The following is a 14,434-nucleotide window of genomic DNA, read 5'->3' as shown; positions in this document are numbered from 1 at the left end:
AAGATCGATTCCACAATAGTACGGATGTGTATTAGTATAAAAGTTCATTGAGTTTTCTCCCTTGGTTTGGTCGCCTATTAGGATAAACTTAGTTTATGCTGATAGGGAGGAGGCTCAATGATTATCACGCCAACGTATGTTCACCATGACAGCTTAGGTAGTCCTGTTTCTGGAACAGATACCTCCGGCGTTGTTCAATGGAGAGAGCGATATACCCCATTTGGACTTACGCTCGATAATGCGGCAGCTAATGACGATAACGCAGGTTATACAGGCCACATTAAGGATAGTGAGACAGGCTTAGTCTATATGCAGGCACGATACTATGATCCAGTCATAGGTCGTTTTTATTCGAATGATCCTGTTGATGCTATGGGGCATGTTTTTCGCGGCAATCCAGTTCATGGGTTTAACAGGTATACTTACGCAAACAATAACCCGTACAAGTATGTAGACCCAGATGGCGAATTTGGGTTGTTGGGAGCTGCCATCGGAGGCGCGATTGGAGGGCTTTCATCAATAGCTGTTCAAGCATTTACTGGTGATAAGCAAATAAATTGGTCAACTGTTGGAGCTGCCACTTTAACTGGTGCAGCAGTGGGGGCAACAGGTGGATTGGCTGGTGCTGCCGCTGCTAAATTTGGGCTAACAGGTGCAGAGGCTGCTGCAACAGCGCTTATCCCTTCTGCGGGTGTTGCGGCTGTAGGAGGTGGATTGACGCAGATGGTTGAAAATACAGCCAATGGAGATCCTATTCAGCAAGATGTTGCGAAAGCATCAGGAGTAGGTGCTGCTGGTACAATAATAGGAGGTGTAGCGGGTGAGAAAGCTGTAAAAGCCCTAACAAACTCAACAAATTTAGGTCCAGCAGGCAGTTTGGCTGGTGGTAAAGCTACCGCAGAACTAGTTGTTACAGGCACTCAAGAAGCTATCAATCAAGCTGCTTCCAATACGTGTGTTGGAGAAGAATGCAACTAATTGTAGATTGTAAACAACTAGCTAATATTTCAGCGATTGAGATTGTATGAACCTTTACTTTAAATGCGTAAAATCTGGATTTAGCAATGCGAGCTTACTTTTTTTAGTATTTTTGTCAGTTGCAATTATTGTTGCACTGATTGACGATAGAAATGATGCAAGTTTTCTACTCGATTTGGACTTTTACATAAACATGATAAAAAGCCCTCTCATTGTAGGCATTTATATCGTTCTGGTGATAGTGTTTTCGATTTTATCTATTGTTAAGCTGAATAGAAGTAATTAGTAATTTTAGTCCTGCCTTTGTGCAGGACGTCGTTAAAAACTACCATACTAAAGAGACCTTTCTGTCTTCATTTAGCGTGATCATGTGGTTGTTTGGAGAAGTTCATATGGATTCAGGTCTATTAGGCGGTATTATCGGGGGAATAGTATCCATTGTCCTATGTAGCGTCGTTTCGACAAGAATTAGCCATAAATCAAACAATGGGCAACTCAAATTCGGGTTGATTGTATCTATCCTGTTTTGGGTTTGCTTATTTATTGTTTTAATTTGTCTTTACAGTTTGATTTTCACAGACATCAATTATGACAGGGATCTGTTTCCCATAATTGGTCTTATTGTGGGTTTCGGGTTAGCCGCTGTGTACTCATTTGGAGAAGCATATAGGGTTAAAGGTAGATTTAACTCTCAAACGATAGAGTTTCATACTCCTTGGACTGGAAGTAAAAATGAAAAATGGACTGACTTGGAGTCGGCCAAATTCAATGTTAGTGCGAATTGGTACACTCTAACCTTTACAAGCGGCGCGAAAATCAGGCTTTCAGCTTTAATGCAAGGTCATGGGTTGGTCATAGATCATGTAAAATCTTTAGGCTATTCCATAAAGTAAATTATGAATGATGTTTTGAATCCAAAGCCTCGCAGTCGCTGACCGAAGCTTGCGGGGGGCAAACTTCGATCAATAGTTAGACTTTGTTTTCAATTAATTTTGTAAAGGAGAGCATGTGAGTATACAAAGTGTGATTAACAGTATTTCTAACAGAACCTTCAACAGCAAAGGAATTGTGCGCGTCCCGTTTTCAACTGCTTTTATTGATGCTAATCGTGACAGCATAATTGACGGTTTCAAAAAAAACGGATTTGGAGGGGAGTTGCGTCTAGGCGGTGGTTTTGACGGTAATGGTAATGAACATGTTCTCTATGATCTGAATAAAATGGAACCCAGTGAAGCTTTACAATGGATAAAAGATAACTCTGACCAAACCAAGTGAGTTAAAAGCGCAAAAAGTACAATTTTGCAGGGGGAAGCGCCATTGAATCCAAAGCCTCGCTCTGTGCTGACCTGAAGGTTTGCACTTGCGGGGCTTTGTTGTATCAATCTAGATGGGATTAAAAAAAGATGGACAGTAGAATTAACATAACAATTCTAAGTGATCTGAATTATGAGAACCTGTTGGCAGAAATCTTAATTGATGGCAAATTTGTAGGACTAGTTACTAACGAACCAGATAAACCTGTTTGCTTTGAAATATCTGCGGGAGAACTTAAGTTTAGTGCGCTAGAACTCGACCTTTTTCAAAAAGCTTTGAATTTAGCAGAAAAGGAATTGCTTCAGGAATAGTGTTTAGTAGACGGTTTACCGAGACCACTAGTATAAATGGTGATTTGTATCAACGACATTGAACCTAAAACCTCGTAATATAGGAAATCCATCTATTTTGAGTTACTTCTAAGCTGAACTAAGGGCTTTTCTCAGTAGCTTTAAGGAAAGATAAATGATTAGGGAAATTCAAATCACACCACCATTAGCGACATATATTAATCAAGCGTCACTTACTGACCTTCGGACTATCAATTATATATTCGGAGCCAATGGTTCAGGCAAAACTACAATTAGCAGAGTGATTGCAGGTACTGATGGCTATTCACACAGCCCCCTTTCTTGGCAAGGGGATATTACTTTAGAGCGGATGGTATATAACCGTGACTTTGTAGAACGAAATTTCAACCAAGAAGGACCTTTAAGGGGGGTCTTTACCTTAGGAGAGAATCAGGTTGAAGCTGAACAAGAAATTGCAGGTCTTATGCCTGAAATTGACAAAGTTAACAGCCAAATTTCTAGTCTAAATATCCAATTGGATGGTGAAGAAGGGCTAGTAGGAAAACGAAAAGAGCTACAAGACCTTGAACCTGATATCACGAAAAAATGCTTTATACAAAAGCAAATCCATGACGAGTACTTTCAAGTCGCTTTCACGGGCGTAAGGAATAGTGCTGATAGTTTTAAAAATAAAGTGTTTACGGAAGCGGCCTCAAATACTGCTGATTTACTTACTTTGGAAGAATTAAAAGACAGGGCGCAAACTATATTTGCTGAAGGTGTTGAACGAGTTAGCTCTTTGAGTATCTTATCTGCAAGTAACTTAATCGAAGTAGAAGAGCATGAGCTGCTAGAAAAAGTAATTGTTGGTAATCAAGATGTCGATATTGCGGGCCTTATAGAACAATTAGGTAATAGTGACTGGGTGAAACAAGGTCGCCAATACCATCAACAAAATCCAACAACATGCCCGTTTTGTCAGCAAACCACAGACGGCAACTTTTCTCAAAGTTTGGATGAATTCTTTAGTGACGCTTATGACAAAGATATGGTGGCACTTCAACGATTAGCGACAGGTTATCAAACGTCAACTGACCAATTACGAATTGCAGTTCAATCCAATGTGGAACGAGGAAATCCATTCCTGAATGACGAACTATATTCTGCTGAAGCGCAAACTTTAGTTGAGAGGCTGAATGGGAATAGTGTTAGGCTGAAGGCAAAGCTGGATGAGCCTAGCAGAAAAATAGAGTTAGAGCCTATAAAGCCATTACTAGAAAAGCTTTGTCAATTAGTGGCAGAAGCAAATGAAGCCACTTCAGCCCATAATCTGACAGTCGCTAATCTTGCCACCGAAAAGCAAAAGTTAACTTCTCAGGTATGGCGCTATGTTCTCAATGAATTGGATGAAGACTTAAGCCAATATCAAACAGCTAAAAATCGGTTAACGCAGGCTATCTCAGGAATGGAGCAAAGCTTGCGTGTTAAGAATGAGCAAGTTAGAGAGCTAAATGATCAAATTAAAGAATTAGAGAGGCAGACGACGTCAGTTCAGCCAACTATTTCAGCTATAAATGACTTATTACTTAGATTTGGATTTACTTCGTTTTTACTTGGCGAAGCTGATGAAGGTCGCCACTATAAAATTATCCGAGCTAATGGAGAAGACGCAGCTCATTCATTAAGTGAAGGCGAAAAGACATTCATTACTTTTCTCTACTTTTATCACCTGATTAAAGGTGCGCAGGCCCCTTCAGGCATAATATCAAATCGTGTTGTTGTTTTTGACGACCCTATTTCTTCTTTAGATAGTGATATTCTCTACATCGTAAGCACCCTTATTAAGGGCGTGATGGAAGAGTCTAGAGACGATAACTCCCAGATAAAGCAAGTATTCATATTGACGCATAACGTTTATTTTCACAAAGAAATTAGCTTCAGCATGACCCGCCCTTCAGATGGAGCTTTGAATGAAGAAAGCTTCTGGCAAGTAAAAAAGCATGAGCAAGGCTCTACCGTAGTGCGATGTCAAAGCAACCCAATACGCTCAGCTTACGAGTTACTTTGGGAGGACATTAAATGTGGTAATATTTCGAGCGTAAACCTCCAAAATACGCTTCGTCGAATACTTGAAAACTATTTCAAAATTTGGGGTGGAATAAGTAAAGATGAGATTTGTGCGCTATTTGATGGTCGTGATAAATTAATCTGTCAGTCTTTGTTTTCATGGGTTAATGATGGTTCTCACTCAATACATGATGATTTATATATTAATCATGGCGACCAGACTAACGAAGCTTACTTGCGTGTATTTAAAGATATTTTTGACAAATCTGGACAGCTTGGTCACTACGAGATGATGGTTGGAACTCCTGACAATTAAAGCGATAATCTTTATCGAATTCAAACTTACAAAATAAGGTGAATTAATCTCGGCTTAAGAGCACTTCTATCGAATATCAACTTAATTTTCGGTAACAATGGACACCTATTTTCTAAGTTTTTTTCTTCATTTTGACGCTATAATTGTGCATAGGTTGTTGATTTCTTCATCACCAGCGTAAACCCTAGAGTAATAACGTTGATGATAAATTTACTTGTAAAAAAAGGGGCAGAGTAACCTTTATCTTTTCAATTAGCACGAACATGAGTTTTGAATCGATCGTCTCGCACTCGCGGGGCTTTGCTTTACTTTTCATTGAAACTACAATATGCATTGAAGCTTGGATAGGAGGTCATTTTGTACTCTGAGTTTTTACATGGTGGTTCTACAAAGTTTAATAATACGATTGAAGTTGACCCTAGCAAATGTACTGATTCTGGATATGGGAAAGGGTTTTGGTTAACTAAAAATTTTACTGTTGTTAGGCATTACGCGCTAGCGTCAAATAGCAACAACGTAGGCTATGTAACACGCTTTTTATTGAGTTTAACGCCTGAATCTATTCCTACTTTCGAACCAGAAGAATCAAGAATTTTAACTATTGGTCAACTATTGGAACAAAACCTAAAAGTAATAAAAATCTGGGAAGATGATCATTCTCCGTCTTATTCTTATCGAGTCGTTGATTTAAGTATCTTAGTTGATGTAGTGAATAGCGAATTATTGACTAAATATTGAGGATGTATTGAGAGTGCGAGTTAAACCGTAGCTCCCTTTGAATCCAAAGCCTCGTCCTCGCGGGGCTTTGTTTTGCACGCAATAAAAAACTAAGTAGCATAGCTTTAAGATTTAACGATACAGGGTTTAGCATCAATGCCATGTTTGTTAGCAAAAGCCGAAAGTTTTTTATCGTAAAATGCCATATCCCGTTTATATCGACAGAAGAATTTAATGGCCTCTTCATCCTCGTCATAATACGCCCGAATATCGTTTTTGCCTGCGTCGATGTTAAAGCCTCCGTCACTTAATCTGTGTGCAGCCTGTCCACCAACAAAGTACTCTTTGGTTAAATTTGTTAGTACGTTTTCGACTTCCTCAGGATTTTTCATCTGAAGTGAGGTATGGCAGTAAGGCATGAAAATGGCTCCGATTTTTTTCTCTGTATGAATATTATAGCTGATAACTTTTTTAAGCATTGCATCCTATCAGGGGGAGCTTGTTCCATGCTGATGATTTTCTTGTTCCACCTTAATAGTACTTAGTGTGCCATTTGGAGCTACGAGGTGTTCCATTTGGGTGGTAATTTATAATTATATATTCCCACAAAAAGAAACATGAACGTCGTGCTATCCGAAACAGTTAGAATCATTTAGGTGGAACAAAAGACGCGTGAAGATGGAACAACACACGAAGTGCAATTGGTTGTCAGTTTTAAATCATTTTATTTGAAGCAGGCGTGGTTATTAGATAAAACCCAATTAAGAGTTGCTGTGCAAATGTTGCTTTCAATTTCATCGTAATATTCGCCAGTTACTTTTTTACTGATTTTAGAAATCTTATCTAGGTCTGACGAAAGCCTCAACATAAAACGCTCGCGTTCATCATTTGATGATTCTGGCGAAAGCAGTTTGTTCATCATGCCTCCCATTTTTAGACTTTTCAGAACGCGATATTTGTAACCGAACAGAAAAAGAAATAGTACATAAGCGTATTGCTCAGCTGAGGTGGGCCGAGCATGGTTGCATACTCGAATCTGATTGAGTGCGATAAACAGTAATGCATTAAACGAATCAAGCGTTCTGGCGTTAAAGTATTTAATTCGTTGACACGTGTAAGACTGCTTTAGTGCGTTTAAAGGAGTTTTTTCAGCAAAGCGAAAACGACTCTTTTTCTTGAGAATGCTCCCTACAGAGTGTCCGTTAAACAAGCCAAGTGACACCTCAACCGATTTCCGCTGATCAATTAAGACCCACAATGGATGTCTGAGTAAATTAGCTGTCGGGTAAACAACGCTATCAAAAAAGCCGTTGATAGTGTTTTTTTGTGTCATTGCCCTGCCAGCAGAAAGTTTATACCAAAAGTTAGCATATTTATTTTGCGTGCTATCGCTAGGGTCGTAATTTTGCGATTCAATAAACTCTGCCATTGAAGAATACCCATAATCTTGCAAATGCGTTTGAATTGCGACCTGTACCGCTATAGACCGCATTGTTGAAGAGAGACTTAGGTATTGGTCTTTTATTTCCCGTCTCATCGCCTTATCGAGCGGGAAAATTGTCTCCCACAACCATATTTCATGCTCTTCAATAGATGATCTACTAATCATTCGCGTTATACCCTGCTTTAAAAGTCAGTAGCTTATTCTTAAATTAAAACAGAAGATTAAGTGCCATTTCTTCGTTATTAGTCTGAATTTTTCTGGTGAAAAAATCGACAATGATAGTTTTCAAATTAGAGTATAGGCTAATTGTCACCACTAGTAAGAAATGGAGGATGACAAACATTGAGTGACCAAGAACGAGAATTATTAGCCATGCAGCTTGAGCAAGATTTATTGAAGTTATACGGCTCACCAATTCTCACAATCGAGCAATTACAACGCGCTTTGAATTACCGAAGTGTTGCAGCAGTAAAACAAGCGATTCAAAGACAGTCATTGCCTTTGCACATATTTGAACTCCCTAACAGGAGAGGAAGATTTGCATTGGTGAAGGATGTCTGCGAGTTCTTAGCTACACAGGCATGCGCCAGAGAGGAATAAAATCATGTAAATGTAAAGGCTCGAAAATACATATTAACAGCGCAGATAGAACAAAAGCCCCAGAGCGGCAACTCTAAAGGGCTTTGTGATTTAGCAACGAATCGAAACTCGTAACTTAATCATTGTTCTCAAAGCGACATTTGTCAAGTTTCAATTCGAGGTAATTGATACTACAGGTCGCGTGCGCCTCTTTTTTATCTAACAGAGGACATTAGTAATGATAAACGTCAGTACTATACGAAATATTGTTAGGGCAAAGTTTGTGAAGCCCGACATTACCATCAGAGACCAAGCAGCTATTGCGGGAGCATCACCTTCCGCAACATTTCGTCTAAATAAACGTTGTAATAAGCTCAATATCGACCATATGTTGCTTGAGCAATTGAACAATCAAGAGGTATTTGAGGCGCTTCTCTATACTCGTCAACGAGAGTCAAATAAACGTGAGCCAGATTATAATGAGGCGTTACAAGAATTAAGTAAGGCTCGCGGCAAACGTAAATCCCGAACTGTTCTCTATTTGGAATATCGCGCAATTGATACTGCGACAGCATTAAGTAAAACACAGTATTTCAGAAAGCTTAATAAAGTAATGAAGCGCGTCAAGATTGTTATGAAGCAGCACCATAGTGCTGGAGAAACCATGTTTATCGACTATGCAGGAACGAAAGTATTTTATATGGTTAATGGAGAAAAAGTATGGGTAAAAGTCTTCGTTGCCGTTCTTGGTGCGTCCAAAATAATGTTTGCTTTTGCTACCGAGGGTGAAAAAACAGTTCACTGGGTTGAGGGAATGACAAGAGCATTCAAATACTTCGGAGGCTGCACTGAGGCCGTGATGATGGACAACGCTAAAGCCCTTGTAAGCGCACCGGGCCTCGTCGCAAACCTTGTTGATAATGTCAGGCTCTGGGGCGAGCATTATGGCTGCTTGATTGATACTTGCCGTGTGGGGCACCCTCAAGATAAATCGCTGGTGGAGCTGGGCGTTAAATTCATAAAACAGCGCGTCTTAGTCCCGATGTTGGATATGACTTTTTTTGATTTAGATGAAATCAATCAACATATATCACGCGAGGTAGAAAAGCTTAATGACGAGTGCTTTCAAGGGTTTGACCTTTCACGTCGAAATTTGTTTGAACAAAATGAGCGAGGTGCCTTGCGTCCTCTTCCCACCTCCCCATACGAAATGGTAACTGACCGTCAAATCAAACGGGTGAAGCCAGATTATCATTTTGAATATGACAAGCATGAATATTCGGTGCCACATGCGCTTGCTGGTGAGCAGTTAGATATCGTTGTGACGCACAATGAAATCGATGTGTACCACCAGAACCGCTTTGTTTGCAAACATCAATTGAGTCATCTCAAAGGCTCAGCCACAACAGTTCCAGAGCATATGTCAGCAGAACATCTTGCAGATTTTTCCTCTTGTGACAAAGAAGCCAATATTAAATGGGCTGAGGAGATAGGTAAGCCTGTGACGGCGATTGTAAATCACTGGTATTCACAGACCAACAACCCAACGTCACGTCCTATCGCTAAGCGTTGCAAAGCACTTATGAAACTGGTAGCGAAGCGTGGTGACGGTGTTGTGAACAAAGCGTGTGAATACGCGTTACAAAACGATATGGATAAACCCAATGAAATCGAGCTGATTATTAGTGCGCATAACGAAGAAGGCGGCTTCGAAAACCTGCCGTCTCGTGTTGAATCGCACGGAAACATTCGTGGCAGAGATTACTATGGAGACAACTATGATTCTTAAAAATAAGATAACGTCTAATCTGACAGAGTTGAAGCTCCACGGTATGGTTTCTGCGCTCAAGCATCAGCTTAGTAATGATAATTATGAGGAAAAAGGTTTTTTACAACGGCTAGATGAAATTGTTGTCGAACAATTAAATGTCACATCTAATGTGCGGATAGCTAGGTTGATGAAACAGGCGTCCATACGTTTTCCTTCGGCCTCGATTGGTGGAATAGACTATACTATACAGTAATGCCGTCACTGAAGCCTGCGCTAGTAGAAGAGCTAGCACAACTTGAGTGGTTAAAGAATCATCGACACATCATTATTACAGGCCCTACGGGAACCGGTAAAACAACCTTAGCAAGTGCTTTGGCTAATACTGTCATTACACATGGAATAGCTGCTTTCCATTGCCGTTTCAAAACTCTCATCCTCAACCTTGCAGCCGCCGAGAGAGATAGGCGTGCCGCAATCTTCAAGAGAAAAGTAGAGAAAGTACCGCTTTTAATTATCGATGATTGGGGCACTGCGCCTCTGTCGGTGACCGAACGTCATTCACTATTTGAGTTGATTGAGAAACGTGACCAAAATTCGTCCTTACTGATTACATCTCAATTTGCTGTCGTCGAATGGCATGATGCATTCGGTGATGCAACTGTAGCTGATTCTACACTTGACCGAATTGTACACAGTGCTCATAAAATTGCTCTAAAAGGCGAGTCCATCAGAAAGCTATTGGGATTGAAAGGAGGCTCGAAATGAACGTATCTTCCGCAAATCAGTACTTGGATGTTTTGGGGCAACTCAACCTAGACGAATTGAATATTCAGCAAGCATTTGACTACTATCGCGCACGTTATCAGCAAAGCAACTCCGCACAAGCGTTTGTGGCCAATAGTGCCATTATTGATGATGACATTAAACAACGTGACTTTATTGGTTATTGTGACCGCACAATGGGCAAACACATTCCGAAGACAAAGACTTATGAGGGCGCAGCAATTAGAGGAAGCTTACAACGCTCAGGGCTTGTCCGAGCTAGCGGACATGAATTGTTCAGAGGTTGCGTGGTGTTCCCCATGTACCATGAGAATGGCAATGTCATTTCTGCCATTGGCTATAGAGTGGGACGGATACGTTTTTCTGATAAGGCTATAGTTTATTGGCGCAAGCCAGAGCCAAATGCTTTTGTTGATGTGGGTATGTCATTTGCCAAAGAGCTAATCCGTGAACAAGCCTACCACTAGCCGCATCTGGCGATGTGCCAAGTACTATTTTGAGCTTTGCCTCGCCAAGGGGCAAAGTTCAGATACAGTACGAGGCAAGCGTGGCGGTCTTAAGAAGTTTTTTCTTTGGTGTATAGACCGCGATGTTACCCATATTGACCAGATTGATTTGGATTTAATGGATGACTATTCCGCTTTTTTAAATGCGTACAGGAAACCGCTAGATAACCAGCCACTTTGCCCAGCACAAAAACGAAACTTGCTTACGTTTGTTAAAACATTCGTAAAGTACATGCACATAAAAAAGCTGCTACCAACAAATCCGCTTGAAAACATTGAGCTTCCTTCAAAGGGTGAGCAAATACCCCGAGCACTTTATTCAACGGAAGAAATTGAAGTGATTCTGGAACAGCCGCTGCTGTTCGGGATTAGAGGGCTGCGCGATCGCGCTATTCTTGAAACCTTTTTTGCAACAGGTATCAGGCGAGGAGAACTAGCTAAACTCAATATCGATGACATTGACTTCAACAGCAGGTTGGTTCGTGTTCACGGCAAAGGCAAGAAAGAGCGGTTGGTGCCAATCAGTGTCCGTGGTTGTGAGTGGTTAGCATTTTACATTGGTAAAATTCGTCCAATGTTCGCTTTCATAGGTTCTGGTAAATCGTTGTTTCTTGCTAACAATGGAAAACGATATGTGCCGGGTAAACTGTCTGATATGGCATCACAGTACGTTAAACTCGCAGGATTCGACCGTACAGGCGCTTGCCACTTATATCGCCACAATACAGCGACTACGATGTTAGACAATGGCGCAGATTTACGACATATCCAAGAGATGCTGGGCCATGCCAGTATTCTCACTACTCAACTATATACGCATGTTAGTCGTAAAAAATTGGGTGAAGTGTATAACGCGACCCATCCATCGGCTGAAGGTGGTAGTGGGTTGTTTTAGTTTTCCCCGCTTGTTTTTTCGTCACGGAGGGCCTTGTTTCCAGAAACAGACTTATAAATTTGATAATTGTACGCTCTATCAATCTAACTCCAAACTAGTTATATTAGTTAAATAAGGTAATTTGTAAGCCCCAAGCTCTTGAATATTCATAATATTATGACAAGGGTTTACTTGTGTTCGAGCAGTCTTTTGATTCAAAAGACGTTAGATATACATAAAACGAGATAGAAAGAATAAATGGAATTTAGGGTAGAACTACAACAACAGACTATCTGCATCGACGGAAACAATGCACTATGGCACTAAGTATCAAGGCCTTACCCGCAAATCATGGAGATTGCTTCATTTTTGAAGATTCAACAGATGGTCATGTATTACTTGTTGATTGCGGCCTAAAAATCACATTTCATAACCATATTAGCAAGATAACGAGTAAAGCTGACACGTTGATATTGACTCATATCGACGAAGATCATATTTTGGGAGCTATTCCTTTAATCGAAAGTTCGCCGGAAAAATTTTCTACTGGCATCGTATATTTTAACTCTCCTAATTTACTCAAGCTAAAGAGTTCTAGTGGGAACATATCAGTAAAACAAGCGAGGCAAGTAGATAGTTTATTAGAGGATAAGGATATAAAGATATTAGGGCTTGAGTCCGGACAAGAATTGCAATTGAATCAAAATATTGGAATTCAGGTGTTATCCCCCAGAAAATCCGATTTGAAAAAGTTAGACAGTTCCAAATTTAGAGTCGGCTCCTCGACAACGAGAATATCAATAAACAGAAAACTAGCTAGCGCGATAGAGCTTTCAAAAAACAAAGACAATTATTTAAGTATCCCCTCGGATCTAGTCAATGCATGTTCAATTGCATTTATATTAAGGTACAAAAACAAGAGTCTTCTGTACTTAGGCGACGCACATCCGGAGGTTATTTGTGATCAACTTGAATTTCTCGGTTATAACTCATCAAATAAATTGCAAGTTGACATTGTAAAGCTTTCGCATCATGGGAGCTTCAAAAATATATCAGATCGTCTTATTTCATTGATTTCTTGTGACACTTTTTGGATCAGTACAAACGGGGGCAAAGGCAATTCTAGGCACCCAGATCCTTCAACGCTAGCAAAGCTGACTTTAAATATGGAGCGGAAAGCATGCGAAGAAATAACATTTTTGTTTAACTATCCTGTCCAGCAAATAGAGAGCAAAAATGGTTGTTTAATGTCCCAAGATGACCAGCGGGACCACAAGGTAATATTAAAAGAAAAAAATGAGGTTGTATGGTTATAAATACAATTACTCTTCTTGAAAAGCTGGCAATAACCATTGACTCAGATGATGGAGAACACCTCGGAAGCGGCACGCTTTTACGTATCAGAAACGATTTTTATGTATTAACTGCTGCTCACTGCCTTTTTGATAATGAAACTTTAGAACTCGATAGCAGCGTTCTTAAGATAAACAACAAAGAATACGGTCAAATTAATCTTGTCAAACAAGTTCTGGTAAATCCTAGCGTAGATGCAATCTTTCTCAAAGTATCGCCAGAGCAGGTTTTTAAGGGTTTCCCAGATATTTTATTTACGGATGATTATTTGTTTCCTAGTCTGTATTTCTGTTTTAGAGGGAAACCAAAAACCCCTAGCGGAAACTCATATACTGTATATAATTGCAGTGTTAACGGGAGAGGTGATAATGGCCTGATCAACTTATCTATTCCATCCCCTTTCTATACCGATTTTAAAGGTGAAACCGGAGCTGGCGTCTTAGATGGCTTCTCTGGAAGTGGATTGATAATAGAGAATCATCAACAGTTGTACTTTTGCGCAATGGTCCACTCAGTGAGTGAGGACAACTTTTGTGGAGTTGACTGCATAGCTATTTCAGACATTGAAAAAGTGTGTCCTGTAGAAATGGATATCGTGGAGGATTTGCCAGATACGTCTGAAACCGTTCAATTTGATGTGGATAAATTGCGACGAGAAATAACAAAAGAAATTATAAAATCTGCTGAAGATAGTGACAATGTTGCTGTTAAGAACCTGAAAAGGAAAATGGATTTATTTTCACCTGATTGGGATCAAGAAGAATTAGAGAACTTTATTTCAGATATGCTCACTTGGGATGTTTTGTATAAAGAAAAGGTAAAAGGAAATTCAAATTTTGAAAAGCTGATTAATGAATCAAAAGTTGTTTTGAGTGCTGGCAATAAAAAATATATCGTAAATTCATCTGCTGAAGGGAACAAATACTTTCATGAAATCAGAAAGGAATTTAGAGAAATCGTTAAAAGTTTTCTGGAGAAGCACGATGCTTGGAGTCGGTATATAAATACTGTTTCAAATGGAGAGATCGCGAAGTATCTGGCTAATTGCAACTTAGATTTTAAGGAGTGAATTGTGCAAGTAATTTTGAATGGAGACCTTAAAGATTGTCATCCTGACTCCTTTTATGTGATTCATCTGTTTATATTGTGCGCAGCACTTAAATATTGTTTAGGGACATCTAAAACAATGACTTTTAAAAAGTTATCTTATATTTTCGATAATGTCCTTAGAAAAGACAAAGAAAGTTTGAGTTTAAAGAAAACACTACTTCCGTGGGATATAGAGGGAGCTTTTCGGAAATCTCTTCTCCTTGCTAACTCTGAGAGCTATATCGAGATGTTGAGTAAAGACTCAATGCTAAACGTAGTTTTGACAGATGAAGGGTAAAAATTCATTGCTGAAGTTGAAAGTAAAGGTCAACTCTCAAGTTATTTAGAGCTAG

Annotated in this window: 17 protein-coding genes; 15 read left to right on the top strand and 2 right to left on the bottom strand. The window is 39.7% G+C overall.

Annotated elements, in window-relative coordinates:
- The first annotated feature begins 117 nt into the window (after positions 1-117).
- From O9X84_RS16575 to O9X84_RS16550, 6 genes are all read left to right on the top strand, one after another.
- The gene (locus O9X84_RS16575) at positions 118-978 is read left to right on the top strand and encodes an RHS repeat-associated core domain-containing protein (RefSeq protein WP_269520792.1); all 861 of its coding nucleotides are present in this window, start codon (positions 118-120) and stop codon (positions 976-978) included.
- A 392-nt stretch (positions 979-1,370) separates the two neighbouring features.
- Entirely contained in the window at positions 1,371-1,871 is a 501-nt protein-coding gene (locus O9X84_RS16570; protein WP_269520791.1) for a hypothetical protein, read from the top strand.
- Positions 1,872-1,986: 115 nt separating this feature from the next.
- Positions 1,987-2,253, top strand: coding sequence for a hypothetical protein (locus tag O9X84_RS16565; RefSeq protein ID WP_269520790.1), 267 nt, complete (start codon positions 1,987-1,989; stop codon positions 2,251-2,253).
- A gap of 128 nt (positions 2,254-2,381) precedes the next feature.
- Complete coding sequence (locus tag O9X84_RS16560) at positions 2,382-2,603, top strand: hypothetical protein (protein WP_269520789.1); 222 nt, start codon at positions 2,382-2,384, stop codon at positions 2,601-2,603.
- Positions 2,604-2,757: 154 nt separating this feature from the next.
- Positions 2,758-4,965 carry an AAA family ATPase gene (locus O9X84_RS16555; RefSeq protein WP_269520788.1) on the top strand — a complete coding sequence of 736 codons (2,208 nt, stop codon included), beginning with the start codon at positions 2,758-2,760 and terminating at the stop codon, positions 4,963-4,965.
- Positions 4,966-5,322: 357 nt separating this feature from the next.
- A complete protein-coding gene (locus tag O9X84_RS16550) occupies positions 5,323-5,703 on the top strand; it encodes a hypothetical protein (protein WP_269520787.1) in 381 nt (126 codons plus the stop codon).
- A gap of 104 nt (positions 5,704-5,807) precedes the next feature.
- Here O9X84_RS16550 and O9X84_RS16545 read toward each other — a convergent pair whose 3' ends face one another.
- Both O9X84_RS16545 and O9X84_RS16540 read right to left on the bottom strand, forming a co-directional pair.
- The gene (locus tag O9X84_RS16545; protein ID WP_269520786.1) at positions 5,808-6,161 is read right to left on the bottom strand and encodes a hypothetical protein; all 354 of its coding nucleotides are present in this window, start codon (positions 6,159-6,161) and stop codon (positions 5,808-5,810) included.
- 245 nt (positions 6,162-6,406) lie between these two features.
- Positions 6,407-7,291 carry a hypothetical protein gene (locus tag O9X84_RS16540; RefSeq protein WP_269520785.1) on the bottom strand — a complete coding sequence of 295 codons (885 nt, stop codon included), beginning with the start codon at positions 7,289-7,291 and terminating at the stop codon, positions 6,407-6,409.
- A 177-nt stretch (positions 7,292-7,468) separates the two neighbouring features.
- Here O9X84_RS16540 and O9X84_RS16535 point away from each other — a divergent pair, with 177 nt between their 5' ends.
- The 9 genes from O9X84_RS16535 to O9X84_RS16495 all read left to right on the top strand — a co-directional run bounded on the left by O9X84_RS16535 (position 7,469) and on the right by O9X84_RS16495 (position 14,379).
- Complete coding sequence (locus O9X84_RS16535) at positions 7,469-7,726, top strand: hypothetical protein (RefSeq protein ID WP_269520784.1); 258 nt, start codon at positions 7,469-7,471, stop codon at positions 7,724-7,726.
- 217 nt (positions 7,727-7,943) lie between these two features.
- Positions 7,944-9,494 (top strand): IS21 family transposase, encoded by a 1,551-nt coding sequence (gene istA, locus O9X84_RS16530; RefSeq protein ID WP_269520783.1) that lies wholly within the window; start codon positions 7,944-7,946, stop codon positions 9,492-9,494.
- Positions 9,484-9,729 carry a hypothetical protein gene (locus O9X84_RS16525; protein ID WP_269520782.1) on the top strand — a complete coding sequence of 82 codons (246 nt, stop codon included), beginning with the start codon at positions 9,484-9,486 and terminating at the stop codon, positions 9,727-9,729. The genes istA and O9X84_RS16525 overlap by 11 nt, the downstream gene beginning before the upstream one ends.
- Complete coding sequence (locus O9X84_RS16520) at positions 9,729-10,241, top strand: ATP-binding protein (RefSeq protein WP_269520781.1); 513 nt, start codon at positions 9,729-9,731, stop codon at positions 10,239-10,241. The genes O9X84_RS16525 and O9X84_RS16520 overlap by 1 nt, the downstream gene beginning before the upstream one ends.
- Positions 10,238-10,726 carry a hypothetical protein gene (locus tag O9X84_RS16515; RefSeq protein WP_269520780.1) on the top strand — a complete coding sequence of 163 codons (489 nt, stop codon included), beginning with the start codon at positions 10,238-10,240 and terminating at the stop codon, positions 10,724-10,726. The genes O9X84_RS16520 and O9X84_RS16515 overlap by 4 nt, the downstream gene beginning before the upstream one ends.
- The gene (locus tag O9X84_RS16510; RefSeq protein ID WP_269520779.1) at positions 10,707-11,660 is read left to right on the top strand and encodes a tyrosine-type recombinase/integrase; all 954 of its coding nucleotides are present in this window, start codon (positions 10,707-10,709) and stop codon (positions 11,658-11,660) included. The genes O9X84_RS16515 and O9X84_RS16510 overlap by 20 nt, the downstream gene beginning before the upstream one ends.
- A gap of 296 nt (positions 11,661-11,956) precedes the next feature.
- A complete protein-coding gene (locus O9X84_RS16505; RefSeq protein ID WP_269520778.1) occupies positions 11,957-12,955 on the top strand; it encodes a ComEC/Rec2 family competence protein in 999 nt (332 codons plus the stop codon).
- Entirely contained in the window at positions 12,946-14,061 is a 1,116-nt protein-coding gene (locus O9X84_RS16500; RefSeq protein ID WP_269520777.1) for a hypothetical protein, read from the top strand. Before O9X84_RS16505 ends, O9X84_RS16500 begins: the two co-directional genes overlap by 10 nt.
- A gap of 3 nt (positions 14,062-14,064) precedes the next feature.
- A complete protein-coding gene (locus O9X84_RS16495; RefSeq protein WP_269520776.1) occupies positions 14,065-14,379 on the top strand; it encodes a hypothetical protein in 315 nt (104 codons plus the stop codon).
- Positions 14,380-14,434: the final 55 nt, after the last annotated feature.

Origin of the sequence: Alteromonas sp. BMJM2 (assembly GCF_027257845.1) — a bacterium.
Classification (GTDB): domain Bacteria; phylum Pseudomonadota; class Gammaproteobacteria; order Enterobacterales; family Alteromonadaceae; genus Alteromonas.
Note: the sequence above shows the minus strand (reverse complement) of the source record. Positions and strands in the feature narration are given on the sequence as shown.